The sequence below is a fragment of the Prosthecobacter sp. GW821-HT29F12 genome (assembly GCF_058803405.1).
This window is the reverse complement of the sequence record NZ_CM179517.1, coordinates 4,836,037-4,859,922: the sequence shown is the minus strand read 5'-3', so window position 1 is coordinate 4,859,922 and position 23,886 is coordinate 4,836,037. Positions and strand designations below refer to the sequence as shown.

Sequence of the window (23,886 nt, the reverse complement as noted above, 5' to 3'; positions counted from 1 at the left end):
ATGCGTAAACCGTGTCAATGGGGGCAGGAATGCCACCATTACACTTGGAATGCCCCGTTAGTTTACTGCGTGGCGAACTTGGTGAGGAGGCCGCGTTTGCGGGTGAGATTGAGGACCCAGACGAAGAGCCAGCCGGCGAGGGTGAGGTAGATGACATTGAGGCCTGCGGCGAGCCAGAGGTGATTCCAGCTCATGGTGCCGGTTTTCATGACTTCGCGCATGCCTTCAAAGATGGGTGTGGCGGGGAAGAGCCAGGCGATGGGCTGAGACCAGGCGGGCATGTCCTCGACACGGTAGAAGACGCAGACGACGGGCTGGATGAAGAAAGGTACGGCCCAAGCGAGGGATTCGGCGGCCTGACCCCAGCGGAGGATGAGCGCGGTGGAGATCATGCCGAGGGCCCAGCCGAAGACCATGAGATTGAGGAAGAAGGGCACGAGCCACCACTGGAGCTGGAAGATGTTGAAGGAGTAGCCGATCCAGGAGACGAAACTCATGACGACGCAGGTGATGAGGATGCGCAGGAAGCCGACGACGAAGGTGGAGCTGAGGTACTCTGCGGTGCGGACTGGAGCGACGAAGATGTTGAGGAGGTTGCGGGTCCAGACGTCTTCGAGGAAGGAGATGGCGACGCCCTGCTGGGCGCGGAAGAGGATGTCCCAGAGGATCATCGCGCCGAGGAAGAAGAGGATGAAGCCGCCGAATTTGGCGTCGCTGTTTTTCTGGATGAAGACGGTGACGTTGCCCCAGACGACGAGATCGACCAAGGGCCAGAAGACGAGCTCCACCATGCGCATGGGGGTGCGGGAGTAGAGGAAGAGGTGGCGCATCACGAGCGCGCTGATGATGCGGAAATTCATGGGGCGGAATCTTTCTTGGGTTCGTCGAGGATTTCGCCGTCGCGGGCGATCTTGATGAAGACGTCCTCAAGGTTGTCGCTGCTGGACTGGGCGACGATGTCTGCCGGGGTGCCTTCGCGGACGATCTTGCCTTTGTGGAGGAAGATGACGCGGTCGCAGACTTCCTCGATGTCGCGCATGTTGTGGGAGGTGTAGAGGATGGCGATGCTGCGCTCGCGCTGGACCTTGCGCACGACTTTGCGGACTTTGTCGGCGATGTCGGGATCGAGGCTGGCGGTGGGCTCGTCGAGCATCAGGAGCTCGGGGTCATTGAGGAAGGCTTTGACGAGATTGACACGGGTGGACTCGCCGGCGGAAAGCTGGCCGGTGACGCGCTTGCTGAGGTGGGAGATTTCGAGGAGCTCCATGAGCTCGGCGATTTTCTTCTTGGGATTGGGCACGCCGTAGATGCGGGCGAAGACGCTGAGGTTTTGCCAGACGAGGAGATTGCCGGGGAGGGCGGTGTAGGCGGAGGAGAAATTCGAGCGTTGAAGGATGCTGATGCGATTGGCCTGCAGTGGGAGGCCGAAGGCATTGAGCTCGCCTGAGGTCGGCAGGGTGAGGCCGAGGAGGCAGTTCATGGCGGTGGTCTTGCCGGCGCCGTTGGCGCCGAGGAGGCCGAGGACCTCGCCGCGATGGAGCTTGAAGCTGAAGCTGTCGAGCGCCTTCACGCCGTCGAACTCACGGGTGAGATCGATGGCTTCGAGAATGACTTCGCGGGTGTCAGGGGGGGCGGACATGGGCTGTTAGAGGTACTCCTCGATGGGGAGCTTGCCGTTCCAGGCGCAGATGAACATGGTGCCGGGCTTGGTGGTGCTGGGCTTGAGGGTGACTTTGCCGCCGCCCATTTCGACCATGAGCTGGCCGGCGGCGATGTCCCAGAGGCTGATTTGTTCCTCGACGTAGGCATCGAGACGACCGGTGGCGATGTAGGCCATGGCGAGGGCGGCGCTGCCGAGCATGCGGGTCTTGCGGACTTCGTAGGCGATGCGCTTGTAGCGGGCGAAGCCGAGATCGAGGGCTTCCTTGCTCTTGGAGAAGCCGACGGTGACGACGGCTTCGGCCATTTCGGCGCGGTTGCTGACCTCGATGGTTTTGCCGTTGAGCTTGGTTTTTTCGCCGCGGATGACGGTCCAGGTTTCGTTTTGCGTGGGGTCGAAGATGACGCCTATGAGGAGCTCTTTGGACTCGCGTTTGCGGGCGGCGATGGAGACGCAGAAGTGGGGGATGCCGAAGAAGTAATTCACGGTGCCGTCGATGGGATCGACGATCCATTCGACATCGCCATTGCCGCCGGTTTCGCCGCCTTCCTCGCCAAGGATGGCGTGGTCGGGGAAGCGGGCGAGGATCATGTCGGTGATGAGCTGCTGGCTCTGCACATCGAGTTCGAGCTTGATGTCGTGGCGCTGCATTTCGTTCACCGTGAGTTCGGAGCCGAAGTGTTCTTTGATCATTTTGCCGGCGGCGTGCGCGGCTTCGGTGGCGGTGGCGAGGAGTTCGTTCACTTCGGGGCTTGGGGGGATGAGAGTCGGGAGATGTGCGCGATCAATTCGCGTGCGAGGGCGGTTTTCGACTGCCTGGGGAGGGGCATCGTTTGACCGCCGGGGAGGCAGAGGGTGACTTCGTTTTCCAGACTGTCAAACCCGATGCCCGATTGAGATACGTCGTTTGCGATGATGAGGTCGCAGCCTTTGCGGAGAAGCTTGTCCTGAGCGTGGGAGATGAGGTTCTCGGTTTCTGCGGCGAAGCCGACGAGGAAGCCGGTGAAGGAGAACTGGGAGCGGACGGAGCCGAGGATGTCTTCGGTGCGTTCGAGCTCCAGGGTGAGGGTGGTGGCGGACTTTTTGATTTTTTGAGCGGCGGTCTGGGCGGGGCGGTAGTCGGCAACGGCGGCGCTGAAGATGGCGGCATCGCAGCCGGGGAGGTGGGTGCGAACGGCGTCGAACATCTCGCGGGCGGTTTCGACGCGGATGAGCTGGATGCCAGATGGGGCGGGGAGGGTGACGGGGCCGGAGATGAGGAGGACTTCGTGTCCGGCGGCGTGGGCGGCTTCGGCGAGGGCGTAGCCCATGCGGCCGGAGGAGCGGTTGGAGAGGAAGCGCACGGGGTCGATGGGTTCGCGCGTGGGGCCGGCGGTGATGAGGAGGCGCATGGGGCGGCACCATGGAGGATGGGGTTCTGGGCTTCCAGCTTTTTGATTCCGGACGAAGGCGGGACGCCTCGAGCCGTTGACAGGCCGGAGGCCTATCCTCCGGGGACGGTGAGGGAGCGGCCGTTGTCTTTGGGGCCGAGTTTAATGAAGTAGGGGACGGCGCGGCGGGCCCAGTTCTGGGCGTCAGGGAAATCGCCGGCTCCATCGCCGAAGGTGCTGCGGAGCATGTCGGTGTCGATGATGCCGGGGTTCATGGGGATGACGGCGACTTTGCCGCCGGTATCCTGGGCGGTGGCCATGGAGAGGCCTTCGATGGCGTACTTGGTGGCGCAGTAGGGGGCGACGTCGGAGGCGGTGCAGCGGCCCCAGCCGGAGGAGAAGTTCACTATTACTCCGCTGCCGCGTTTGAGCATGGCGGGCAGAAGGTGGCGCATCATGGAGGCGGGGCCTTTGATGTTGATGTCGATGATGCGGCTGAAGTCTGCGGCGCTGGTTTCCCAGAGGGGGGCGTTGGGGGTGATGATGGCGGCGTTGTTGAGGACGAGGTCAGGAGCACCGAATTTTTCGAGGATGGTGTCGCAGAAGGCGGCGATGTCGGATTCGCGGGAGACATCGCAGGTTTGGAAATGGTGCGGGGCGGGGAACGCTTTGGAGAGTTCGGCGATTTGAGCGGTATTGCGGCCGCAGCCGGCGATTTGCCAGCCGGCTTGGATAAAGAGGGGGACCATGGCGCGGCCGAGTCCGCGGGTGCAGCCGGTGATGACGACGCTTTTGGGGGGCATGGGGGAGGCGGTGGCTTTGGGTTGCGCGGTGCTGTTTTGACAGGATTTACAGAATTGCGGGATTCACAAGATTTACGCGGGCGTGGCTTGAGAGTGGCGTTGCGAAACGTCGCCTCTTGTGCAGGGCGAGCCATGCTGCGTCATCCTGAAATCTTGTTAATCCTGTCTAAAAACGTGGCCTGATCAGGCGGCCGCTTTCTTCTCCACTTCGTCCCAGGGGATCTCGGAGAGTTCGGCGTTGGGGTTGCGGCGTTCGAAGTAGTTGATGGCCCACTGGTCGCTAAAGAAGACGACCCAGCGTTCGGCGCTGTCCTGGGCGGTGGTGACGCCGCCGGGGATGTCGAAGTCTTCGATGGCTCCGCCGTCTTTGGTGCGGACCCAGCGGAGGACGGTGTAGGGGGCGGTTTCGAGGCGGCTCTGGGCGTTGTATTCGCTTTCGAGACGGAATTGCACGACTTCGAACTGAAGAGGGCCGACGGCTCCGAGGAGGGGGACGCGCTGACCGGCGTGGGGCTGGATGAACTGCTGCACGACGCCTTCGCTGAGGAGCTGCTCCAAGCCGTCGCGGAAGCGCTTGTAGTGCGCGGTGCTGGGGTTGTGCAGGTAGCAGAAGACTTCGGGGGCGAAGCGGGGGATTTCGTCGAACCGCAATTTGGGATCGACGGCGAGGGTGTCACCGATGCCGAAGCCGTGATTGCCGACGATGCCGACGACATCGCCTGCGTAGGCTTCATTCACGGTCTCGCGATCCTGGGCGAAGAGTTTTTGGGAGTTGGCGAGGCGGACGATTTTGCCGGTGCGGGTGTGGGTGACCTGCATGTCGCGCTCGAACTTGCCGCTGACGATGCGCACAAAGCTCATGCGGTCGCGATGGCGGGGGTCCATGTTGGCCTGGATCTTGAAGACGAAGCCGGAGAAACCTTCGTCGGTGGGCTCGATGACGCGGCCGTCGGCGGCCATGCGGGGCTCGGGCGGCGGTGCGAGTTCGAGGAAGCCGTCGAGGAGCATCTGGACGCCGAAGTTGTTGCTGGCGCTGCCGAAGAAGACGGGGGTGAGCTCGCCGCGATCGATCTTGGTGCGGTCGTAGGCGTGGCCTGCGCCGTCGAGCATTTCGAGCTCCATCTTGGCCTGTTCGAGGGCTTCGGGGACGGTGTGCTTGGCGACGAATTCATCATCGAGGCCGCCGACTTTTTCGGGGGCGCGGTAGGCGCCGTGGACGGTGCGCTCGAAGAGATGGACGTCGTTTTTGCGGCGGTCATAAACGCCGCGAAACTGCTGGCCGAGGCCGAGGGGCCAGTTGATGGCGCAGGCGCCGATGCCGAGGACGGTTTCGAGTTCGTCGAGGAGGGTGAGCGGTTCGCGCGCAGGGCGGTCGAGCTTGTTCATGAAGGTGAAGATGGGCACGCCACGGCGGCGGCAGACTTCGAAGAGCTTGCGGGTTTGGGCCTCGATGCCTTTGCCGGCGTCGATGACCATGATGGCGGCATCGACGGCGGTGAGCACGCGGTAGGTGTCCTCGGAGAAGTCCTTGTGACCGGGGGTGTCGAGGAGGTTCACGACGCTGCCTTTGTACTCGAACTGGAGGACGGTGGAGCTGACAGAAATGCCGCGCTGCTTTTCGAGCTCCATCCAGTCGGAGGTGGTGGCGCGCTGGTTCTTGCGGGCGGTCACGGAACCCGCGAGCGCGACGGCGCCGCCATAGAGCAGGAGCTTTTCGGTGAGCGTCGTTTTACCGGCGTCGGGGTGCGAAATGATCGCGAAGGAACGACGGCGGGCGATTTGGGCTTCGTGGGGCATGGGGGGCGGTTGTATTCGTCCAAGCCGGGGAAGGATGCAAGTGGAGTGGCGGGGGGCTTTCGAATGGAAAATGGCGAAAGCTGAAGGACGAAGGGAGTGGATGGAGGTGCGCGGAGAGGGATGGACAGGATTAACAAGATTACGGGATTAACAGGAGTAGATGAGGTGACGGCACCGTGGCAGGGAGCTTTTTTTGCCTGCGGTGCGTGCTTCGACCCGGATGGACCGGAGGTGGGGTTAGAAGCAGTGGGGGATGAAGCGGCTGGTGTTGGAGGTGATGAGGGAGGTGTCCTCGCGGATGCCGATGCCGGCAGGTTCGCCGCCGATGATCCAGGAGCCGATGACGGGATGGTTGCCGGAGAAGGTGATCTCGGGGTGTAGCTCCTGGTAGACCTTGGGCTGGGCATGCCAGGGGCCGTCGCTGCTTTCGAGCAGGCTGCCGTTTTGGATGAGGCGGACGTTGGTGCCTTCGCGGCTGAAGTAGGGCTTTTCGACGTGGTCGTGCATGCCGTCGGGTTTGAAGGAGGTGCGCAGGAGGTTGGGGTGGCCTTCGAACATTTCCCAGAGGAGGACGAGGAAGGCTTTGTTGCTCCAGAGCATTTTCCAGACGGGTTCCATGAAGCGCTGGCATCTGCCGGGGAGATGGCAGGAGAAGTCTTCGAGCCACATCCACTCCCACGGGTAGAGCTTGAAGAGAAGCTCCATGGGGCGGTCTTGATGGTCCACGAAGGTCTGCATGCCCTGGTTCCAGCCGAGATCTTCGACGGCGAGGTCGATGGTGCTTTTGCCGGACTGGCGGCAGGTGTCGATGAGGTAAAGCAGGGTGCGCCAGTCTTCTTCGGATTCGCGCTGGGCGCAGAAGTGGATCTGCTGCTGGGGCCATGAGGGCCAGGAGGCGAGCAGCTTTTCGTGGATGGAATTGAACTGGTCGGCGTGGGGGCGTGTCTGCTGCAGCCACTGCCACTGCACGACTGCGGCTTCCAGCAGGCTGGTGGGGGTGTCGGCGTTGTATTCGAGCATTTTGGGCTCGCCGGAGCCGTCCCACATGAGATCGAAGCGACCGTAGAGGGAGAGGTCGTCGCGATCCCAGGAGTGGATGATTTCCTGCCAAGCCTGGGGAGAGATGGCGAGGCGGTCGCGCCAGTTGTCGCGGATGGCGCGCTCTGCGGCGGCGATGCTGATGCGCTGCAACTCGGCGGTGGCCTGCTCCAGGCGGTCGATCTCGGGGCCGGTGAAGCGGTAGTGGGCGGATTCGTCCCAGTAGAGGTGGCCGTCGTTGGTGTGGAAGGTGAGGCCGAGGGCTTCGACCTGGGCCTGCCAGTCGGGGCGGGGTGTTTCGGTGATGCGTTGCACGGAAGAATCAGGAGCCGGAGAAAAAGCCGGAGAAGCCGCCGGTGTGGCCAAAGCCGCCACGGCTGGTGAAGGCGGAGCGCGTCATGCTGGCCTGGCTCTGCGGTACGCCGGTGTGGATGGGGGCGCCGGTGGGCTGCCGTGCGTAGTCGTTGTTAACCGACGGAGGGCTCGTGAGAGTGGAGGGAGCGGTGTTGTGCGATGAACCCGAACCGGCAAAGCCACCGCGAAAATACGTGGAGGATGATGGGTAGGCCTTGGTGCTGTGATAACGCGACCACCTGCCGCAGCGGTAGTAGCCCCAGCGCTGATCGTAGTGATCGTAGGGATAGGGGAACCATGCGGAGCAGGGCTGATGATAGTAGCCAAGCTGCGGGTCGTAGGCGTTGTGCGGCGGCATCTGGCGCGAGACATCATTCCCGGCGAAGAAGGGCGGGAGGCTGGCGCGCATGGCGGGGCTCAGGGACTCGGGTGGCAGCACGGCGGTACTGTGGACGTTCACCGGCTCGGTCATGCGATTGTAGCCGGTGACACCCAGGCCCACGCCAGCCAGCGTGAGGATGATGACATTGCTGCGTTTCATGTGACTGAAGGGGGGAATTAGCTGCTCATGGCAGCCGCGAGGATCAGCGACACGCCGATGATCACGCTGCCGGCGAGGATGGCTGCAGCGATGTTCTTGTGCTCGAAGATCTCGGCGTGGAGATCGCCGGGGGTCAGTTTGTCGAAGAGCTTGTAGCCAGCGATGGCCATGAGGATGCCTGCGAAGCCGAAGACGATGAAGAGCTCCAGACCGTGGTAGATTGAGTATTCAGCGAGGATGTGGGTGGAGAGCAGAGGCATGGGGAGAGAAGGGATGATGGGTGGTCGGCGGAGAGAGCGGTGGGTTTGAGCCTATGAAAGAGCCGCAGAGGGAGGAAAGGGAAATTACAAGGGGGATGGAATTTTGTTTGAGGGGAGTGTGGGTGGGAAATCTTCGAGTTTGCGGCAGGTAGCGCGAAGAGCAGAAAAAGATCTGCGCTGCGTGTGCCGAGGGGGATTGCACGATGGAGGCTGCGATGTTGAAGAGACGTGTGGAGGCATGGGTTCACGCGGAGTGCTGCGGACTGGAAGTCCGCGCGCCGGGACGCTTTGGCCTGCGACGTTCCATTCCACGCGGGAATCTCATTCATACCATCATGGATGAACGAGAGGCAGGAAAGGATCACGCGACATTGGGCAGACGAAGTCCGGCGATGAATTCTTCGTGTGATATTTCTCGCACCAGTCCCGACTCGATTTCGGCATCGCGACGCATAGCTTCAGTGAAGATTTCGTCTGCGAAGGAACTGCCTTCGTGCAGTTGCAATGCGGACTCGTTGGCGGTCATGCCGGGAGATTAACCGACGGCGTGAGCAGTGGCAAGGCGGGAGACTCAAGGGGTCTCGTTTGGATAGTTTACCTCCACCAGATACAAGCCGCAGGCGGGGGCGGTTTGGTTGCTTTGGGGGCCGGTGGGATCGGTGAGGAGTTGGGCGAACCATTCTTTGGGTTCGCGGCCGCGGGCGACGTGCATGAGGCTGCCGACGATGAGGCGGACCATTTTGTAGAGGAAGCCGTCGCCGGAGAATTCGAGTTCGATGAAGTCGTCTGCTTCGCGGAGTTCGGCGCGGTGGATGGTGCGAGTGGTTTTTTCGAAGCGGAGGCGGCGCTCGGTTTCGGGCATGTCGCCGCGATTGGCGGAGAGGCGGACGAAGTTGTGGGTGCCGATGAGCTGCTCGCAGCACCAGCGGACGGCGTCGAGATCGAGGGGACCGTAGATGTGCCAGGAGCGGTCGGCCTCAAAGGGGGAGAGCATGCGCTGGCGCCAGATGCGGTAGCGGTAGGTTTTGCCGAGGGCGTCAAAGCGGGCGTGAAAGCTGGGCGGGCATTCCTCCACCCGCAGGATGCGGATGGTGAGGGGGAGGCAGGCGTTGATGGCATGGGCCCAGGATTCGCAGGTCATGCGCAGGGTTTCAGGAACATCGCAATGGGCGATCTGCGCGAGTGCGTGCACGCCGGCATCGGTGCGGCCGCTGCCGTGCACGCGGGCGTCGATGCGGGTGGCTTTGCGGATGGCGGTGTGGAGTTCGTCCGTGACGGTGAGGCCGCCTTCGAGGCTCTGCCAGCCACGCCAGGGGGTGCCGCAGTAGGCGATGGTGAAGCGGAGGCGTTTGAATCCCGGCTCGGGGCCGCGATTTTTGCCGGCCTTACTTTCGACGTCGCTTCGGCTCATCGGTCCAGTCGAGTTCGTAGGAGGCGTCGGGCAGCAGGAAGCCTTCGGGGCCGCGCTGCTGGTTTAAGTATTCTTGAAGGATGACGACGGCGGCGAGCTGATCGACGATCTCGTTGCGCTCCTTTTTTCCGGTGATGCCGGCGCGGGACATAGAGGCCTCGGCTTCGACGGAGGAGAGGCGCTCATCGACGAACTCGATGGGCACCGAGTGCTGCAGCTCCTTGCCCAGACTGAGGGCGAATTTTTCAACGCGCTCTGCAGCGCTGCCTTTCTCGCCGCTCATGCGGTAAGGCATGCCGATGACGATTTTGCCGATGCGCTTTTCCTGCACGATGCGGGCGAGGGTGCGCTCCGGCTCATGACTGGCATCGATCGTTTTGAAGGGGCTGGCGACGATCTCGGTCTCGTCACTGAGAGCGAGACCGATGCGCACGGTGCCGTGATCAATGGCGAGGATGCGGGGCATGGGGCTGGAGGCTGGACCCTAGATGCCCATTCTTCGCTAAAGCTACGAAGGGCAAGCTGGATGCTGGATGCTAGATCAGCGCAATTCTTTGGGCAGGCTGTCGACGATTTTCTTGATGTTCTCGGCCTTGCTGCGGGTGGCGACGAGGAGACCATCTTTGGAAGCGACGACGATGAGATCCTGAACTCCGATGAGGGCCACGTGCTGGCCGGTCTGGGTGAAGACGATGTTGTTGAGGGAATCCTGCTGCGAGAGGGCGCAGTTGTGCTGGTTGCCATCGCTGTCGGTGTCGAGATAGCGGCCGACGCTGGTCCAGTTGCCGACGTCATCCCAGTCGAAGGTGGACTCGATGTTGAGCACGCGTGAGGCGCGCTCCATGAGGGCGTAGTCGATGGAGAGCTTGGGCAGTTTGCCGAACTGTTTTTCAACGGTGGCGCTGAAGTCCTTGGAGCCGCGGAGTTCGGAGACGAAATCGGCGAGCACGGGGCAGTGACGGCTGAGCTCGCTGAAGATGGCGGGGATGGTCCAGATGAACATGCCGGCATTCCAGAGGAAGGTGCCCTGGCTGATGAAGTGCTCGGCGAGATCGGGATTGGGCTTCTCACGGAAGCGGGCGACCTCCCAGACGGGGAGGTCATCAAGACCGCCGATGCTGGCGCGACGACCGCGCTCCACGTAACCGTAGCTGGGGCAGGGCCAGGTGGGGGTGATGCCGACGGTGACGAGGCTGCCGCTGTTTTCGGCAGCGAGGGCGGCGTTGGAGAGCACGCGCTGAAACTGGGCATGATCTTTGATCAGGTGATCGGCAGGGAGCACGATCATGGTGGCGGTGGGGTCACGGGCGACGACCCAGCCGACGGCGAGGGCGATGGCGGGAGCGGTGTCGCGCTTCTCGGGTTCAGCGACGATGTTTTCCGCAGGCAGATCTTTGACCAGTGCACGCACGGAGGCTTCCTGCTGCTTGTTGGTGAGGATAAGGATGTTTTCCTTGGGGACGAAGCCGTCGAGGCGCTCGATGGTGAGTTCGAGGAGAGTTTTGTCGCCAAAAAGTTTGAGCAACTGTTTGGGCAAAGCATCGCGGCTGATGGGCCAGAAGCGCTGGCCGCTGCCGCCTGCGAGGATTAGAGCGTAACGATTTTTGGGTGCGGCTTGGGACATGAGCAGAGTAATTTGTGGACTGGGTTCCCTTAGCCGGAAAGCAGGACGCGGGCAAATTCCTCTTTGGTGATTCTCGCGGAGAGGTTATGTTTACTTATGAAAGAAAATCTCTCCGCTCCCGGCTACGAAACTTATGCCTCACTGATTGCTCCTGCCGCCGCTGGGTGTGCGCTGGGCATCCTGTTTGGCCGTGGAATGCGGCGTGGATCTTCGAATGTGATCGCGCTGACATTGCTGGCCGCCAGTGCTGCCATCGCCGCACCGGTGATCACTGATTTGGTGCAACGCACAGCCAACCGTCCGGGCAGCGAGCGCGGCAGCCGCCGCAGGCTGGAAGGCATCCGCAATCACGGCATGCCGGATGGCGATGTGGGCGAGTTTTTCGTGGACACGCCGGAGCCGTTTGTGGCGAAGGGGCGGTAAGATGATCGCCCCTGGAGGGTGAGTCCGACATATAAGCAAGCAGCAAGCAGCATCCGGGGAGGTGCGGTTGAGGGATGGCTTTGCCGTGGGGTGATGCTGGCTGGGCAAAGCCTGTTGCGGCAATTCAGTGAGTGTTTAACACCCTGAATTAGAATCGAATGACGATCTGGTGGGGTTCAGTGACGAGCTTGTTTTTTGATATAGCCAAACATGGGTCGGCAGACGATCCTTAGGTTTTTTGGAAGTGCGTGGAGACTAAAAATCAAACCTAAAATCATTGAAAATCAGCCATATGAAGTGGAAGGCTTGGCGGATCTTTAGGAAACGATTTCTATGAATGAGCCTAGCCACGCCAACAGCTTGCTCTTGAAACCCGAAGAGGCCTCCGCCATGCAGGGCGGATGGGAGCTGACCCGTCCGGGGAGAAGAGGGGATGAGGTGGCTGCAGAGCGGGACCTCCGAATTGAGCGCGAGCGCCTGAGGCTGGCGCTGTCCGCAGGGCAGATGGGCGTGTACGATTTGTCCATCAAGGATGACGTTTTGTGGTGGTCGCCCGAGGTGTATGCGGTCTTTGGCGTGAGCCCGGAGACCTTTACCCCGACGCGTGACGCGTTCACGGAGCTGGTGCATCCGGATGACCGGGAGAAGATCTGGCAGCATCTGCAGGAATGCATCGAGCAGGGGCAGCACTTTGCGCATGAGTTCCGCATTCAGCGGCCTGACGGGCAGGAGCGATGGATCAGCAACCGGGGTGAGACGGAGTATGACGATGCCGGGACCGCCGTGCGGCACTTTGGGGTGGCCACCGACATCACCGAGCGAAAGAACGCCGAGCTGCAAACGCGGCAGAATGCGGAGCTGTTTTCGTCTTTGATCGAGCAGGCGCCCATCGGCACGTATGTCGTGGATGCGCAGCTGCGTCTGCGGCAGATCAATCCGGTGGCGATGCCTGCGTTTCCTGGAATTGACCCGCTGATTGGCCGCAGTCTGGAGGAGGTGACGGAGATCCTGTGGGGCGCCGAATTGTGTGCGGGCCTCATGGCCCGGTTTAGGCACACGCTGATGACAGGCGAACGGTACATCTCCCCGCGCTTTGCGCATGAGCGGCAAGATATCCGGATGGAGGAAGCCTATGAATGGGAGATCCAGCGTGTGCGGCTCCCCGAGGGCGAATATGGCGTGGTCTGCTACTTCAATGACATTTCCCCGCGCAACCGTGCGGAAAAAGCGCTGGTGGAAAGCGAGGAGCGTGTGCGCCTAGCGACGGCTGCCACCGGGGTGGGAATCTGGGAATGGAATGTGATCACGAACACCGTCTGGTGGGATGAGGCGATGTTTCAGATTTACGGCATTCCGCCAAGACCCGAGGGGATGGTGCGTTACGAGGACTGGCGCGATGCAGTGCTGCCGGAAGATCTGGCGGAGAATCTAAAAATTCTGGAAGAGACGGTGAGCCAAGGGGGCAGCAGCGCGCGCTCCTTCCGCATCCGCCGCCGGAGTGACGGCGTGGTGCGCCATGTGGAATGCGTGGAGACGACGCGCGTCAATGCGCAGGGGCAGGTGGAATGGGTGGTGGGCACCAACCTGGATGTGACGGAGCGGAAGCTGGCAGCTGAGGCGCTGGTCAGAAGCGAGCGCTTTAACACGGCGGTCCTGGATTCGCTGCCTGCGGAAATCGCGGTGCTGGACTGCGCGGGGCGGATCATCGCCATCAACAAGCCGTGGCTGCAATTCTCCCAAGACAGGGAGGAGGTCCGGCTAGATCGAGTCGGAGTCGGGGTGGATTACCTGGCCGTATGCCGCAAGGCTGCTGTCGAGGGAGATGAAGTATCGATGCAGACGCTGGAGGGCATTCAGAGTGTGCTGGAGGGCCGGGCGAAGGAATTCAAGATGGAGTATCCCTGCCATGCCCCGGATCGAGAAAGGTGGTTTGCCATGCACGCCCTGCATGCCCCGCCCGAGGTGGGGGGAGTGATCATCGCGCATACGGACATCACGGAGCGGCGGGCTCTGGAGACGGCGCTGGTGGCGAATGCGAAGCAGCTCACGGAGGCTGACCGGCGGAAGGATGAATTTCTGGCGATGCTAGCCCATGAGCTGCGCAACCCGCTGGCACCAATGCGGAACATGACGGAGGTGCTGAAGTCGGCGACACTGAACGAGGAAGAGAAACAGTACTCGCTGGCGATTCTGACGCGGCAACTGGGAAACATGAGCCGAATGATCGATGACCTGCTGGATGCGGCCCGCATCACGCAGGGGAAGATCGAGCTACGGAAGAAGGTGGTGGCGCTGGAGGAAATCGTGCAGGCGGCGGTGAGCCTGGCGCGGGCGGATGGCATGAAGCGAGGGCAGGAGGTGCTGCTGCAGCTGCCGGAAGAGGCCGTGCATCTGGATGCTGATCCCACGCGAATCGAGCAGGTGCTGGGCAATCTTTTAAACAACGCGCGCAAGTACAGCAACGATGGCAGCCCCATCAAAGTGAGCGTGGAACGCGATGGGAGCGAGGTGGTGATCACCGTGAGCGATCGCGGCGTAGGAATCGAGGCGCAGCTGCTGCCGCGAATTTTTGAACTTTTTGTGCAGGGGAGCCGATCTCTGGAGCGAGAACGTGGAGGACTGGGCATAGGCCTGACGCTGGCGGAGCGGCTGGTGAGGCTGCACGGAGGAAGCATCGAGGCGAAGAGTGCGGGGGCCGGCCGAGGAGCGGAGTTCAGCGTGCGTCTGCCCATGCTGATGGATGCGAAATCTGCAGCCGCCGAGAAGCGGCTGGGAACTGCGGCCGCAGGAGCGGTGAGGGAGCGGCCAAGGCGCATCCTGATCGTGGATGACAATGAGGACTCGGCCTGCAGTCTGGCGCTGCTGCATGAGCGCCGGGGGCATGAAACGCGAATCGCTTTCACGGGACCGGATGCCGTGGCTGCGGCGGCGGAGTTTTTACCCGAGGTGGTGATCCTGGACGTGGGGCTGCCGGGCATGAACGGTTTTGAAGTCGCCCGGCGCATCCGTGCGCTGCCGGGGCTTGCCGATGCCTTGCTGGTGGCGATGAGCGGCTATGGGAGCGATGAAGATCTGGCCGAAGGGAAGCGCGCCGGCTTCGATGAGTATCTGGTGAAGCCGGTGGACTTGAAGAAGCTGCGAGAGTGGATTCGGTGAGGGTGCGCCGGGGAGAAGGGGGGTTGTGCTTTGCTCTGCGAGGTTCCTTCTGCGCTGAAGCTGCGAAGGACGAGATCTAGGGCGTTTTTTGCTGACTTAGGGAGGCGAAGAATGGCGAAGCCGTTTGTTTGCAAATGCGGTTCCCGAGGCGGTTTTGAGGTAGCGTTCGAAGGCGAGAGCTTGGAGCCGGTCGGAGAAGGCCAGGTAGGTTTCGAGGTTCCAAGGGGTGTATTGCTTGGTGTGGGGTGATTTGCCTGAGTTGTGCTCGGTGAGGCGTTGGCGGAGGTTTTCCGTGAAGCCTGTGTAGACTTGTGCAGGTGAGGACTGGCTACGGAGGAGGTAGACGTAGAACATGCAGCCCATTTTGGAGGTTATGGAACACGAAAGGCAAGTCTTGCGTGGAGGGAGAGCCATTTGTGGCTGGGGAGAGGGTGCCCATCCTTCGCTCTACGAGCTACGGAGGGCATTTTTTGCCGCCTGGGGCGGCAAAAAATGGCGGAGAGGGAGGGATTCGAACCCTCGGTTGCCTTACGACAACGTCTGATTTCGAGTCAGGTGCCTTCAACCACTCAGCCACCTCTCCGGATCATTTTGCGAGGCCGGAGGGTACTGCGTCTGCGCCTGAATGCAAGGCGCGGCTTACAATGAGTCCGGAGAATTGCAGTTGTATTCAGCGGAGGGTGGTGATCTGTGCCGTTGTTATGCAAATTCTCTCTGTTCTTATCGGTCTGGTGTGCGCGGTGCTGCTGGTGCCGGGACTCATCCCTCTGCTCGGCTGGCTGCAATGGGCGGTGCTTGCGGGCTGCGTGCTGGGCATCATCCTGGGTTCTTTCTGTCAGCGGAAGATCGGCCTGACGATCAACGTGGCGGTCGCATTGGTCGCGGCGTTGAGGTTGTTCCTTGGCGGCGGCTTGTTTTAAGCGCTGGCTGGCCATGTGAGTGGGACGCCTCTCCTGCGCTCCTTCAGAGCGCGGCCTTGAGCAGGAAGTGAACTGACTGGCCTGACCCAGGGCTTGCTGCGCTGCGCCCTGGGCTGAGTCCGGCGGGCCGTTGGCCCACGGGCATAGGGTGGGGAGTGATCTTTTGGGCCCTGCAGGACCTTAACTGCGCTCGCAAAACTCATTTCCATTTAGCCGGTTGTCAGTGGTTTGAAAGTCGTGGGCTTCGACGGCGGCTGGCTGGGACCGCCAGCCCTACCTGCGATGTAGGTGCGAAGGTGGGGCGTGGGCACTTCAAGCAACGCGGGGCTTCTTCTTGCTCGCACTTCGGAAATCAGATTCGGGAACCACTATAGCCGAGCACCAGTCTTGGCGGGTAGTTTCACTTTGCCGTGTTTGACGCTGAGGTGGGGGCTGTGGCGGGAGAGGAAGCGCCAGGGGTAGTCGATGGCCTGGCTGATGCCGACGCGGATGTCGGTGGCAAGTTCGTGGGTGGATGACGAGGGCTGGACGAGGCCGCAGCCGGCGGGGCGGCCTTTGCCGGTCATAGGGAGGCCGTGATGGGTGCCGTCTATGCCGAGAGCGAGGGCGAGCTTGCCGGGGCCGGAGCAGAGTTCGTGGAGTTTTTCGCGGTGGCGGCGCTGCTGCATTTGCGGGATGCCGCGGGTGGGCTCGAGAGCGCGGATGAGGATGAGGCCGTCCTGGGAGCCGCCTTTGACGAGGAGGTTGAAGAGCCAGTACATGCCGTAGTTGAAATAGACGTAGGCGGTGCCGGGCGGGTGTTTTTTGACGAACTCGCGGGCGCTGGGGCGGGTGGCGGTGTGGGCGGCGAGGTCGCCTTCCACGGAGTAGGCTTCGGTTTCGACGATGATGCCGGCGCAGCCTTTCCAGACGAGCTCGACGCCGATGAGATCGCGGGCGACGGTGAGAACGTCGCGCTCGAAGAAGTCGGTGCCAAGAAATGCCATGCGTTCATTGTGCCGTGCCCACGAAGTCAGCGCAACACCTGTGCGACATCCTCCGCCCCTTGCTGCTGTGCGAGAGCGGCGGCGGTGTTTCCGCTGGCATCGACAGCTCTGGCATCGGCCTGGTGACCGAGTAGCATTTTTACGGCGTCAAAGCGGCCTGTGAGCGCGGCAAACATCAGCGCGGTCTGGCCGCTCAGGTTGCGCTGATTGACGTTGGCTCCGGCGGCGATGAGCTGTTTCATGATGGCGGTTTCGCCTTTGAAACTGGCACCGGTGAGGGCGGTGAAGCCCATCTTGTTTTGGAAGTTCACGTTGATGCCTGGCTGGGAAAGCAAGAGCTTCACGATCTCGGGCTGGCTCTTGTAGGCGGCGAGCACGAGGAGGCTGTCGCCACGGGAGTTGATGGCATTGGGCGTGTAGCCGGAGTCGAGATAGAGCTGGAGCGCCGCCTCATTACCTGCGCGGACGTGATTGAAGATGATCTCGGTGAGTTCGGGGCCGGGTTGCTTGCGGGTATCGGCCACCGGGGGCGATTCGGGCTTCCGGGTTGTGAGAAAGGGGATGGAAAAGACGGTGAACATGGCGAGGAGGCCGAGAAGCTGGCCGGGTGCGGGGATGAAGCGTTTCATGATCAGGGGAAGAGTGCGGCTCCCCCGCCATCGCAGCGTGCCGAGGAGCGAGGGAGCCGTGGTTTTGGGTGGGATTACTCGATGAGCGTGGCGGCGAGGGCTTTGACCTTTGCAAGATCGGCTCCGGCAGCCTTGGCGAGGCGGGTGCCGTAGTCGGAGTCCGCCTTGTAAGCGAAGGCGACCATGCGGGTCTTCACGTCGTCATTTTTCACGACGCTCAAGTCGCCGCCGAAGTTCATGATGAGGTGCTCCTGGTCTTCCTTGCTGAAGGCGCGGAAGGTTTCGCCGGCCTGCTGGAAGTTCAGCGTCTTCTTGATCGGGCGCTGCTGAGTGGTGCCGGTGAGCGGCAAGGTGCTGGAGGAGTACTCGGCCACATCCGTGTAGGCATGCGGGGTGCTGCTTGGCTGGTAGTTCACACCACCCTTGGTGCTGCCGCTGTTCGCGGCGCCATCCTGATTGTAAGCGGAAACCACGGCCCGGGGACGATTGATGGGGAGCTGCATGTGGTTCGGCCCCACGCGATGGAAATGCGTGTCGGCATAACTGAAGAGGCGGCCCTGGAGCAAACGATCTTCGCTGGCTTCGATCCCGGGAACGAGGTTTGAGGGGGCGAAGGCGCTCTGCTCGGTTTCCTGGAAGAAATTATCCGGCAGACGATTCAGCGTCATCCTGCCGATGGCCTGCCATGGGACGCCGAGCCACTGCTTCGTTGCGTCGAGGGCGTCGTAGTCGAACTTGTCGAGTTCGTCGGGTTTGAGCAGTTGCACGCGGAGTTCCCAGCTTGGGAAGTCGCCTTTCTCGATCGCGGAGTAGAGGTCGGTGGTGTAGCGATTGAAATCGTCCGCCTGAGCCTGCTTCGCTTCGGCGGCGGTGAGGTTTTTCACGCCCTGCTGACTGATCCAGCGGAACTTCACATAGGTGACTTCGCCTTTGGCGTTCACGAACTTGTAGGCGTGCACGCTGTTGCCATCCATGTGGCGATAGTCGGCGGGGGTGCCGAGGTTGCTGAAGAGATGCGTCCACATGTTGATGCTCTCCGGGGTGTGGCTCATGAAGTCGAAGAAGCGGTTGGGGTCCTGCCGGTTGTCATAGGGGCTGGGCTTCAGGGAATGGACCATGTCGGGGAACTTGATGGCATCCCGGATGAAGAAGACGGGGAGGTTGTTCCCGACGAGGTCCCAGTTTCCTTCATCGGTGTAGAACTTCGTGGCGAAGCCGCGTGGATCGCGCAGGGTTTCGGGGGAGTGGTTGCCATGGATGACGCTGCTGAAGCGGACGAAGACGGGTGTCTTGCGCTGACCGCCGGAGAAGAGAGCGGCGCGGGTGACGGCGGACATGTCGGTGGTGGAAACGAACTCGCCATGGGCGGCGGTGCCACGGGCGTGGACGACGCGCTCGGGGATGCGCTCGCGGTCGAAGCGCTGGAGTTTTTGGATGAGCTGGACGTCTTCCAGCAGAGTGGGTCCGTTAGGCCCGGCGGTCTTGGAGTTTTGGTTGTTGCCGACGGGGGCGCCGTTGTCGCGGGTGAGGACTTCAGCGGGCAGGCTGCCGGCGAGGAGGGTGGTGGTCATCATGGTGGTGAAGAGTTTTGAAGTGGGTTTCATGGTGAGGTGTTGTGGTGACGTGAGGACAGTGCCGGATTCGATTGATTGATCCAATTTGCAAAACCGGCAGGATTGATTGACAAAACTCATGAGTGGGAAATGAGTGGGGCATGACCTTTCGTGATCTGGAATACATCGTGGCAGTGGCGGAGCACGGGCACTTCGGGCGGGCGGCGGCGCATTGTCATGCGAGCCAGAGCGCACTGAGTTTGCAGCTGCAGAAGCTGGAGGCTGAGCTGGGGGTGCAGCTCATCGAGCGCACCAGCCGGCGGGTGGTGATCACGGCCACGGGACAGGCCTTTGTGGAGCGGGCGCGGCACATCCTGCGGTGCCGACAGGAGCTGCTGGACGGGGCGGCGCTGGAGCCTGGGCGGATGCCGAGTGAGGTGACGCTGGGGATGATTCCGACGATTGCTCCTTACCTCAGCGGCAGAGTGCTGGCGGCGATGAAGAAGGCGCATCCGCACACGCGGGTGCGGGTGGTGGAGGATGTGACGACGAATCTCGTGCAGGCGGTGTCACGCGGGGAGCTGGATGCGGCGATCATTGCCACGCCGGTGGAGGACACCTTGCTGGAGGAGACGCTGCTGCAGGAGGATGAGATGCTGCTGGCGCTGGCGGCGAGCCATCCGCTGGCGAAGAAGAAGCTGCCCACAGTGCATGACTTTGCGCAGGAACCGCTGCTGCTGCTGAAGGACGGGCACTGCCTGAGGGATCAGGCGCTGTCCTTCTGTGTGGCGAAGGGTGGGCCGACGGCACAGCATTCCATCGCGGCGAGCATCGAGACGCTTAAGGCGCTGATCCGTGCGGGGCAGGGCGTGACCTTGATACCGAGGATGGCTATCGACGGCTGCCCCAAGGATGAGCTGCTGCGCTACGTGCGGCTGAGGCCTGCACCGAGCAGGCAGATCAGGGTGATCTCACGAAAGACCGCGCGAGTGGGGCAGGTGCTGGCTGAGGCGCTGAGGCGGGTGGGGGCTGGAAAGCAGCCGTAGACCGGTTTTCAAACGCAGGCTGTGTTTACAAGCCGGTGGGGTGGTCGACGAACTCCCAGGGGATGCCGAATTTTTGCTCGATGTAGGCGGAGAGGGCTTTGACGCCGAAGGTCTCGGTGGCGTAGTGGCCGCCGTAGATGAGATTGACGCCGATCTCTTCGGCGAGGGTGTAGCTCCAGTGGGGGCCTTCGCCGGTGATGAAGGTGTCGATGCCGGCCTTGGCGACGGTGGCGACTTCGGAGCCTGCGCCGCCGGTCATGATGCCGATTTTCCGGCAGGTGGCGGGGCCGCCGGGGCAGAGATGGACGCGGGCGCCGGTGGCGGTGGCGAGACGGGTGACGAGTTCATCGCGGCTGATTTCGGTTTCGATTTTGGCGCCGTTTTCGGAACCCTTGGTCTTCATAAAATTGCCGGAGGGTTCGAAGCCGAGGGCGCGGGCGAGGACGGCGTCGTTGCCGAGGGTGGGATGGAAATCGAGGGGGAGGTGGGAGCTGTAAACGGCGAGGCCGGCATCCAGGGCGACTTGGATTTTTTGGAAGACGGGGCCGGTCCAGGTTTGGAGGCCGGTCCAGAACATGCCGTGGTGGACGATGAGCAAATCAGCACCCGCGGCGACGGCTTTTTTGATGACGGGCAGCGTGGCATCCACGGCGGCGACGATCTTGGTGACTTCACCTTTGCGGTTTTCGAGCTGGAGGCCGTTGAGGGCGTTGGAGTAGTCCGCGATCTCGGCGATGCGCAGTTCGGTGTCGAGGTGGGAGACGAGGTCGGCGAGATTCATGCGAAGATAATGTGGAGGGTTTGGGTGAAATGTCGAGATGTGCAAAGGCGGGGCTTGCGTATGAAGTGGTCAACGAAGTGACGGCCCGTCTGAAGGACAAAAAGGACGGAAGGGACCGAAAGGACATTGAATTCCATGACAGCAGATGTTTTGCCGCTGCTCATGCGTAAAGCCTGCAAAAAAAGGCGCGCAGTGGAGCGTGCTGTGACAATTTATTGCCCATGCCTGAAGTCACACGATTCGCCCCCAGTCCCACCGGATGGCTGCATCTGGGGCATGCGTATGCGGCGTTGTTTGCGCAGGAGAAGGCGGCGGGGGGGCGGTTTTTGATCCGGCTGGAGGACATCGACGGGACGCGGGCGCGGCCGGAGTATGAGGGGGCGATCTTTGAGGATCTGGCGTGGCTGGGGCTGGAGTGGGAGGTGCCGGTGCGGCGGCAGTCGGATCATTTTGAGGATTACCGCGCGGCTTTGGCGAAGCTGGAAGCGCTGGGGGTGCTGTATCCGTGCTTTTGCACGAGGCGGGAGATTCAGGAGGAGATCGCGCGGGCGGGGAATGCGCCGCAGGGGCCGGACGGGCCGTTGTATCCGGGGACTTGCCGGAATCGCAGCAAGGAAGAGCGTGAGCAGCGGAAGGGGGCGGGGGAGCAGTATGCGCTAAGGCTGGATGTGGCGAAGGCGGTGGGGCTGGTATCCGGCGAGTTGCTGTGGAGGGACCGGGGGCGCGGGGTTTTCACGGCGCGGCCTGCGGTCTTTGGGGATGTGGTGCTGGCGCGGAAGGACACGCCGGCGAGCTATCACCTGGCGGTGGTGGTGGATGATGCGCTGCAGGGGATCACGCTGGTGACGCGGGGGGAGGATCTGCTGGAGGCGACGCATCTGCACCGGCTGCTGCAGGCGCTGCTGGGACTGCCGGTGCCGGAGTGGTGGCATCACAGGCTGATCACGGATGAGAGTGGGAAGCGGCTGGCGAAGCGGGATGATGCGCGGTCATTGCGCAGTTTGCGGGCGGCGGGGTGGACGGCGGAGAGGGTGAGGGAGCGAATGACGAATGACGAATGACGAATGACGAATGACGAATGACGAATGACGAATGACGAATGACGAATGACGAATGACGAATGACGAATGACGAATGACGAATGGGCGGCGTTTTTTATGCTCAGTGCCTCGTGGTGTGAGTGAGGTGACCGGCCTGCGAAAGCGGTAGCTGCGCTCCTTCGTCGCTGCGCAACCGCAGTCCAAATGGGGGGGGCGTTGACTCGACGCTACTGGCTCAGAAGCCGACGACGGGTGGGGGCACGGTGATGGCGCCGCGACCGCCGAGGGGATTGCCTTTGGTCTCTTCGATTTGGGAGACCACGTTGTCTTTGAAACTCAGGCCGAGGGTGCCGACTTCGACGCGGATGTAGACGACGGTTTGAACGATCTGGCCGAAGGCATTGACGCCGGTGCTGGTCTGCGGGACCTGATCGTAGATGGCGTATTCCAGCCGCTCTTCCTTGCCTGCGGCGGTGATCTTGCTGGATTTGCGGGCGGGTTTGCCCAGGGAGGCGTGGACTTCCTGGCTGGTCATGCCGAGGGCGACCTGTTTGTGCTGGATGAGTTCATCGACGAGCTTGGTGCGCTCGTAGAGCTTTTTGAGGTTGGCGCTGAGATTGGGGTCGGCCGAGAGGACATCGGTCTTGAGCACCCAGCCTGCGACGTCGCCATGGCGGGCGCGGCCGCGAACGCGGTAGGCGGTGTCTGACATGGCCAGGAGGGTGACGAGAGCTCCGGGGGCAAAGGAGCCAAGGGCGCCCTGAAGCTTGCTGGTGGGATAGACGGGGGCCTCGATCTGCACTTTGAGCACGATGGGCTTGGGCGTCATGCCTTCCACGGCAAAGGTGCCGGGCTCCACCGTGGCCAGAGAGGACCGATTGCGTGGGGAAGAGGTGGCCGACTGCGCGTGGGCGGCCTGAGCGGTACAGAGGGCGAGGAGAACCAAACAGAACGCTTTCATGGCAGGTGGTCGGGAATTAGGCTGAGAATAGCCGACTCAGACGGTTCGGAGCAACCTTTTGTTCGACGCATAAAATCTCCCGCGTATCCCTTTCCACCCCAAACCATGCCAAACGGACCCCTTTCCACCAAGCTCTTCGACCTCGCCAAGCAGTACATTCCCGGAGGAGTGAACTCGCCGGTGCGCGCCTTCCGCAACGTCGGCGGTGATCCCTTTTTCGTGAGACGCGCCAAAGGCTGCCGCATCTACGATGTGGATGACCGCTGTCTGATCGACTACGTGGGCACGTGGGGACCGGCGATTCTCGGGCATGCGCCGATCAGCGTGATCGAGGCGATCCACAACGCGGCCAAGGACGGGGTGAGCTTTGGCATTCCGAACCTTTATGAAGTGGAGATGGCGCGGACGATTTGTGAATGGGTGCCGAGCATTCAGAAGGTGCGCATGGTGAGCAGCGGCACGGAGGCGACGATGTCTGCCATCCGTCTGGCGCGTGGGTTTACCGGCCGCGACCGGCTGGTGAAGTTTGACGGGTGCTATCATGGGCACTCGGACAGCCTGCTGGTGGCTGCGGGCAGCGGAGCGCTGACGCATGGGAATCCTGACAGTGCTGGTGTGCCGAAGGCGTTTGCCGAACTGACCAGCGTGCTGCCGTTCAATGACGAGGCGGCGCTGGAGGAGTTGTTTGAGAAGCAGGGGCATGAGATCGCGTGCGTGATCGTGGAGCCGTATCCGGCGAATGCGGGGCTGATTTTGCCGAAGCCGGGGTTCCTGCAGAAGCTGCGCGACATCACGACGAAGCATGGGGCGCTGCTGATTTTTGATGAGGTGATGACGGGCTTCCGTCTGGCCAAAGGCGGGGTGCAGGAGTTGGAGAAAATCACGCCGGATCTGACCTGCCTTGGCAAGGTGATTGGCGGCGGATTGCCGGTGGGTGCTTTTGGTGGGCGTGCGGACATCATGGACTACCTTGCGCCGATCGGCCCGGTATATCAGGCGGGGACGCTCAGCGGCAACCCGGTGGCGCTGGCGGCGGGTCTGGCGCAGCTGCGCGAGCTGGAGAAGAAGAATGGCTACGCGCTGCTGGAAAACCTGGGGCAGATCATGGAGACGGCGGTGCTCGATGTGCTCAAGAAGAAGGGGCTGAACTACCGGTGGTACCGCAAGGGGAGCATGTTCTGTCTGTTCTTCACGGAGAAGGAAGTGCACAATCTGCAGGACGCGAAGACGTCGGATCTCGCGGCGTTCCGCAAATTCTTCCATTACTGCCTGGACCATGGGGTGTACTTTGCGCCGAGCCAGTTTGAGACGGGTTTCATCAGCATGGCGCACAGCCGGGATGATCTGGAGGAGACGGCGGAGGTGGCTGCGGCGGCGCTGGCGGCGCTCTGATATTTTGAGATGAAAATGACTGCCAGTGCGAAGCATGCGATGGTCTCGTTGGTCATCGCGTGGATCGTCTATGATCTTGCAATTGTGTCGTTTTGTTGGGCCAAGGCGGGGGCCGGGGCGGCGGTGGAAGCTGTGTGGGAT

At 62.0% G+C, this 23,886-nt stretch carries 25 protein-coding genes and 1 tRNA gene; 6 read left to right on the top strand and 20 right to left on the bottom strand.

Features of this window, described 5'->3' with window-relative positions:
- Positions 1–62: 62 nt before the first annotated feature.
- The 13 genes from AC3RLQ_RS20015 to AC3RLQ_RS19955 all read right to left on the bottom strand — a co-directional run bounded on the left by AC3RLQ_RS20015 (position 63) and on the right by AC3RLQ_RS19955 (position 10,858).
- On the bottom strand, positions 63–860 hold the full coding sequence (locus AC3RLQ_RS20015) for an ABC transporter permease (protein WP_493030410.1): 798 nt from the start codon (positions 858–860) through the stop codon (positions 63–65).
- On the bottom strand, positions 857–1,639 hold the full coding sequence (locus AC3RLQ_RS20010; protein ID WP_493030409.1) for an ABC transporter ATP-binding protein: 783 nt from the start codon (positions 1,637–1,639) through the stop codon (positions 857–859). Before AC3RLQ_RS20010 ends, AC3RLQ_RS20015 begins: the two co-directional genes overlap by 4 nt.
- Positions 1,640–1,645: 6 nt before the next feature.
- Positions 1,646–2,404: an inositol monophosphatase family protein gene (locus tag AC3RLQ_RS20005; protein WP_493030408.1), complete on the bottom strand. Its 759-nt coding sequence runs from the start codon at positions 2,402–2,404 to the stop codon at positions 1,646–1,648.
- Positions 2,401–3,051, bottom strand: coding sequence for a phosphopantothenoylcysteine decarboxylase domain-containing protein (locus AC3RLQ_RS20000; RefSeq protein ID WP_493030407.1), 651 nt, complete (start codon positions 3,049–3,051; stop codon positions 2,401–2,403). The genes AC3RLQ_RS20005 and AC3RLQ_RS20000 overlap by 4 nt, the downstream gene beginning before the upstream one ends.
- A gap of 92 nt (positions 3,052–3,143) precedes the next feature.
- The gene (locus AC3RLQ_RS19995; protein WP_493030406.1) at positions 3,144–3,833 is read right to left on the bottom strand and encodes an SDR family oxidoreductase; all 690 of its coding nucleotides are present in this window, start codon (positions 3,831–3,833) and stop codon (positions 3,144–3,146) included.
- 183 nt (positions 3,834–4,016) lie between these two features.
- Positions 4,017–5,630 carry a peptide chain release factor 3 gene (locus tag AC3RLQ_RS19990; RefSeq protein WP_493030405.1) on the bottom strand — a complete coding sequence of 538 codons (1,614 nt, stop codon included), beginning with the start codon at positions 5,628–5,630 and terminating at the stop codon, positions 4,017–4,019.
- Positions 5,631–5,867: 237 nt separating this feature from the next.
- Positions 5,868–6,983, bottom strand: coding sequence for a glutathionylspermidine synthase family protein (locus AC3RLQ_RS19985; protein ID WP_493030404.1), 1,116 nt, complete (start codon positions 6,981–6,983; stop codon positions 5,868–5,870).
- 7 nt (positions 6,984–6,990) lie between these two features.
- Positions 6,991–7,563, bottom strand: coding sequence for a hypothetical protein (locus AC3RLQ_RS19980; RefSeq protein ID WP_493030403.1), 573 nt, complete (start codon positions 7,561–7,563; stop codon positions 6,991–6,993).
- Between the two features lie 17 nt (positions 7,564–7,580).
- Positions 7,581–7,823 carry a DUF350 domain-containing protein gene (locus tag AC3RLQ_RS19975; protein WP_493030402.1) on the bottom strand — a complete coding sequence of 81 codons (243 nt, stop codon included), beginning with the start codon at positions 7,821–7,823 and terminating at the stop codon, positions 7,581–7,583.
- A 361-nt stretch (positions 7,824–8,184) separates the two neighbouring features.
- Complete coding sequence (locus AC3RLQ_RS19970) at positions 8,185–8,349, bottom strand: hypothetical protein (protein ID WP_493030401.1); 165 nt, start codon at positions 8,347–8,349, stop codon at positions 8,185–8,187.
- Positions 8,350–8,394: 45 nt separating this feature from the next.
- Positions 8,395–9,234, bottom strand: coding sequence for a tRNA pseudouridine(38-40) synthase TruA (truA, locus tag AC3RLQ_RS19965; RefSeq protein ID WP_493030400.1), 840 nt, complete (start codon positions 9,232–9,234; stop codon positions 8,395–8,397).
- Positions 9,209–9,700, bottom strand: coding sequence for a Holliday junction resolvase RuvX (gene ruvX / locus AC3RLQ_RS19960; RefSeq protein ID WP_493030399.1), 492 nt, complete (start codon positions 9,698–9,700; stop codon positions 9,209–9,211). Before ruvX ends, truA begins: the two co-directional genes overlap by 26 nt.
- Positions 9,701–9,775: 75 nt before the next feature.
- A complete protein-coding gene (locus AC3RLQ_RS19955; RefSeq protein ID WP_493030398.1) occupies positions 9,776–10,858 on the bottom strand; it encodes a mannose-1-phosphate guanylyltransferase in 1,083 nt (360 codons plus the stop codon).
- Positions 10,859–10,954: 96 nt separating this feature from the next.
- Between AC3RLQ_RS19955 and AC3RLQ_RS19950 the strand changes: the two genes are divergently transcribed.
- Together AC3RLQ_RS19950 and AC3RLQ_RS19945 are read left to right on the top strand one after the other, a co-directional pair.
- Positions 10,955–11,281, top strand: coding sequence for a hypothetical protein (locus tag AC3RLQ_RS19950; protein WP_422319452.1), 327 nt, complete (start codon positions 10,955–10,957; stop codon positions 11,279–11,281).
- A gap of 333 nt (positions 11,282–11,614) precedes the next feature.
- Entirely contained in the window at positions 11,615–14,437 is a 2,823-nt protein-coding gene (locus AC3RLQ_RS19945; RefSeq protein WP_493030397.1) for a hybrid sensor histidine kinase/response regulator, read from the top strand.
- Between the two features lie 96 nt (positions 14,438–14,533).
- On the opposite strand, the gene AC3RLQ_RS19940 is transcribed toward AC3RLQ_RS19945, so the two are convergent.
- Together AC3RLQ_RS19940 and AC3RLQ_RS19935 are read right to left on the bottom strand one after the other, a co-directional pair.
- Positions 14,534–14,791, bottom strand: a complete 258-nt coding sequence (locus AC3RLQ_RS19940) for a GIY-YIG nuclease family protein (protein WP_493030396.1) — start codon at positions 14,789–14,791, stop codon at positions 14,534–14,536.
- A 139-nt stretch (positions 14,792–14,930) separates the two neighbouring features.
- Positions 14,931–15,020: transfer RNA gene (locus AC3RLQ_RS19935), tRNA-Ser, on the bottom strand.
- A gap of 118 nt (positions 15,021–15,138) precedes the next feature.
- On the opposite strand from AC3RLQ_RS19935, the gene AC3RLQ_RS19930 reads away from it, so the two are divergent.
- A complete protein-coding gene (locus AC3RLQ_RS19930) occupies positions 15,139–15,357 on the top strand; it encodes a hypothetical protein (RefSeq protein ID WP_493030395.1) in 219 nt (72 codons plus the stop codon).
- A gap of 368 nt (positions 15,358–15,725) precedes the next feature.
- On the opposite strand, the gene AC3RLQ_RS19925 is transcribed toward AC3RLQ_RS19930, so the two are convergent.
- From AC3RLQ_RS19925 to AC3RLQ_RS19915, 3 genes are all read right to left on the bottom strand, one after another.
- Positions 15,726–16,343: a DNA-3-methyladenine glycosylase gene (locus AC3RLQ_RS19925; RefSeq protein WP_493030394.1), complete on the bottom strand. Its 618-nt coding sequence runs from the start codon at positions 16,341–16,343 to the stop codon at positions 15,726–15,728.
- A 26-nt stretch (positions 16,344–16,369) separates the two neighbouring features.
- Entirely contained in the window at positions 16,370–16,972 is a 603-nt protein-coding gene (locus tag AC3RLQ_RS19920) for an ankyrin repeat domain-containing protein (protein ID WP_493030393.1), read from the bottom strand.
- A 74-nt stretch (positions 16,973–17,046) separates the two neighbouring features.
- On the bottom strand, positions 17,047–18,546 hold the full coding sequence (locus AC3RLQ_RS19915; RefSeq protein ID WP_493038749.1) for a catalase: 1,500 nt from the start codon (positions 18,544–18,546) through the stop codon (positions 17,047–17,049).
- A gap of 140 nt (positions 18,547–18,686) precedes the next feature.
- On the opposite strand from AC3RLQ_RS19915, the gene AC3RLQ_RS19910 reads away from it, so the two are divergent.
- Positions 18,687–19,571: a LysR substrate-binding domain-containing protein gene (locus AC3RLQ_RS19910; protein ID WP_493030392.1), complete on the top strand. Its 885-nt coding sequence runs from the start codon at positions 18,687–18,689 to the stop codon at positions 19,569–19,571.
- 25 nt (positions 19,572–19,596) lie between these two features.
- Here AC3RLQ_RS19910 and AC3RLQ_RS19905 read toward each other — a convergent pair whose 3' ends face one another.
- Complete coding sequence (locus AC3RLQ_RS19905) at positions 19,597–20,352, bottom strand: Nif3-like dinuclear metal center hexameric protein (RefSeq protein WP_493030391.1); 756 nt, start codon at positions 20,350–20,352, stop codon at positions 19,597–19,599.
- Between the two features lie 221 nt (positions 20,353–20,573).
- Here AC3RLQ_RS19905 and gluQRS point away from each other — a divergent pair, with 221 nt between their 5' ends.
- Positions 20,574–21,413: a tRNA glutamyl-Q(34) synthetase GluQRS gene (gene gluQRS, locus AC3RLQ_RS19900; RefSeq protein WP_493030390.1), complete on the top strand. Its 840-nt coding sequence runs from the start codon at positions 20,574–20,576 to the stop codon at positions 21,411–21,413.
- A gap of 214 nt (positions 21,414–21,627) precedes the next feature.
- Here gluQRS and AC3RLQ_RS19895 read toward each other — a convergent pair whose 3' ends face one another.
- Entirely contained in the window at positions 21,628–22,353 is a 726-nt protein-coding gene (locus AC3RLQ_RS19895; protein ID WP_493030388.1) for a hypothetical protein, read from the bottom strand.
- A 105-nt stretch (positions 22,354–22,458) separates the two neighbouring features.
- Here AC3RLQ_RS19895 and hemL point away from each other — a divergent pair, with 105 nt between their 5' ends.
- Positions 22,459–23,745: a glutamate-1-semialdehyde 2,1-aminomutase gene (gene hemL / locus AC3RLQ_RS19890; protein ID WP_493030387.1), complete on the top strand. Its 1,287-nt coding sequence runs from the start codon at positions 22,459–22,461 to the stop codon at positions 23,743–23,745.
- Positions 23,746–23,886: the final 141 nt, after the last annotated feature.

What these genes read in the sequence shown, in the direction of transcription:
- AC3RLQ_RS19895 (WP_493030388.1), bottom strand. Translation starts at nt 22,353, where the DNA reads ATGAAAGCGTTCTGTTTGGTTCTCCTCGCCCTCTGTACCGCTCAGGCC.
- hemL (WP_493030387.1), top strand. Translation starts at nt 22,459, where the DNA reads ATGCCAAACGGACCCCTTTCCACCAAGCTCTTCGACCTCGCCAAGCAG.
- AC3RLQ_RS19995 (WP_493030406.1), bottom strand. Translation starts at nt 3,833, where the DNA reads ATGCCCCCCAAAAGCGTCGTCATCACCGGCTGCACCCGCGGACTCGGC.
- AC3RLQ_RS19905 (WP_493030391.1), bottom strand. Translation starts at nt 20,352, where the DNA reads ATGAATCTCGCCGACCTCGTCTCCCACCTCGACACCGAACTGCGCATC.
- AC3RLQ_RS19955 (WP_493030398.1), bottom strand. Translation starts at nt 10,858, where the DNA reads ATGTCCCAAGCCGCACCCAAAAATCGTTACGCTCTAATCCTCGCAGGC.
- AC3RLQ_RS19930 (WP_493030395.1), top strand. Translation starts at nt 15,139, where the DNA reads ATGCAAATTCTCTCTGTTCTTATCGGTCTGGTGTGCGCGGTGCTGCTG.
- AC3RLQ_RS19915 (WP_493038749.1), bottom strand. Translation starts at nt 18,546, where the DNA reads ATGATGACCACCACCCTCCTCGCCGGCAGCCTGCCCGCTGAAGTCCTC.
- AC3RLQ_RS19910 (WP_493030392.1), top strand. Translation starts at nt 18,687, where the DNA reads ATGACCTTTCGTGATCTGGAATACATCGTGGCAGTGGCGGAGCACGGG.
- AC3RLQ_RS19920 (WP_493030393.1), bottom strand. Translation starts at nt 16,972, where the DNA reads ATGAAACGCTTCATCCCCGCACCCGGCCAGCTTCTCGGCCTCCTCGCC.
- AC3RLQ_RS20000 (WP_493030407.1), bottom strand. Translation starts at nt 3,051, where the DNA reads ATGCGCCTCCTCATCACCGCCGGCCCCACGCGCGAACCCATCGACCCC.
- ruvX (WP_493030399.1), bottom strand. Translation starts at nt 9,700, where the DNA reads ATGCCCCGCATCCTCGCCATTGATCACGGCACCGTGCGCATCGGTCTC.
- AC3RLQ_RS19990 (WP_493030405.1), bottom strand. Translation starts at nt 5,630, where the DNA reads ATGCCCCACGAAGCCCAAATCGCCCGCCGTCGTTCCTTCGCGATCATT.
- AC3RLQ_RS19950 (WP_422319452.1), top strand. Translation starts at nt 10,955, where the DNA reads ATGAAAGAAAATCTCTCCGCTCCCGGCTACGAAACTTATGCCTCACTG.
- gluQRS (WP_493030390.1), top strand. Translation starts at nt 20,574, where the DNA reads ATGCCTGAAGTCACACGATTCGCCCCCAGTCCCACCGGATGGCTGCAT.
- AC3RLQ_RS19940 (WP_493030396.1), bottom strand. Translation starts at nt 14,791, where the DNA reads ATGTTCTACGTCTACCTCCTCCGTAGCCAGTCCTCACCTGCACAAGTC.
- AC3RLQ_RS20015 (WP_493030410.1), bottom strand. Translation starts at nt 860, where the DNA reads ATGAATTTCCGCATCATCAGCGCGCTCGTGATGCGCCACCTCTTCCTC.
- AC3RLQ_RS20010 (WP_493030409.1), bottom strand. Translation starts at nt 1,639, where the DNA reads ATGTCCGCCCCCCCTGACACCCGCGAAGTCATTCTCGAAGCCATCGAT.
- truA (WP_493030400.1), bottom strand. Translation starts at nt 9,234, where the DNA reads ATGAGCCGAAGCGACGTCGAAAGTAAGGCCGGCAAAAATCGCGGCCCC.
- AC3RLQ_RS19945 (WP_493030397.1), top strand. Translation starts at nt 11,615, where the DNA reads ATGAATGAGCCTAGCCACGCCAACAGCTTGCTCTTGAAACCCGAAGAG.
- AC3RLQ_RS19925 (WP_493030394.1), bottom strand. Translation starts at nt 16,343, where the DNA reads ATGGCATTTCTTGGCACCGACTTCTTCGAGCGCGACGTTCTCACCGTC.
- AC3RLQ_RS19970 (WP_493030401.1), bottom strand. Translation starts at nt 8,349, where the DNA reads ATGACCGCCAACGAGTCCGCATTGCAACTGCACGAAGGCAGTTCCTTC.
- AC3RLQ_RS19975 (WP_493030402.1), bottom strand. Translation starts at nt 7,823, where the DNA reads ATGCCTCTGCTCTCCACCCACATCCTCGCTGAATACTCAATCTACCAC.
- AC3RLQ_RS19980 (WP_493030403.1), bottom strand. Translation starts at nt 7,563, where the DNA reads ATGAAACGCAGCAATGTCATCATCCTCACGCTGGCTGGCGTGGGCCTG.